At 54.7% G+C, this 508-nt stretch carries 1 protein-coding gene; it reads left to right on the forward strand.

The genetic code is table 11. The features are described from left to right. On the forward strand, positions 1-399 hold a 399-nt coding region (locus GJ693_RS16675; RefSeq protein ID WP_156257304.1), incomplete at its 5' end, for a (2Fe-2S)-binding protein. Between the last annotated feature and the right edge of the window lie 109 nt (positions 400-508).

Genomic DNA, 508 nt, shown 5'->3' on the forward strand with positions numbered 1-508 from the left:
CTGCGGAATACGCTTGGTTTGACCGGAACTCACATCGGCTGCGAGCACGGAGTTTGCGGCGCATGTACCATCATTGTGAACGGCGACAGCGTGCGCTCATGCCTGTTGCTGGCAGTACAGATGGATGGTTGTGAAATCGAGACAGTCGAAGGCCTCGGGACCATCCACAATATGGGTGTAATCCAGGAGGCTTTCCGGGAGCATCACGCCTTGCAGTGCGGGTTTTGTACGCCAGGGATGCTGATCACAGCAAAAGATCTGATCGCCAAGCATCCGCTCGCAACGGATGACGATATCCGCGAAGGACTATCGGGAAACCTTTGTCGCTGTACCGGATATGAAAATATCGTGCGCGCCGTGCGATCCGCATCGGATGCGTTGAAGGAGAAGATGCCATGAAGATGCATGTTCTGTCCGGTGGCCGTCTTCGTATGAAGAAGAGTACTTACTTTCCGGACGCGGACCGATCCGAAATGATCGATCTGCCAGTGTCCTGCATGCTGATGCG

It is taken from the genome of Sandarakinorhabdus oryzae (assembly GCF_009733735.1).
GTDB classification, from domain to species: Bacteria; Pseudomonadota; Alphaproteobacteria; order Sphingomonadales; family Sphingomonadaceae; genus Sandarakinorhabdus; species Sandarakinorhabdus oryzae.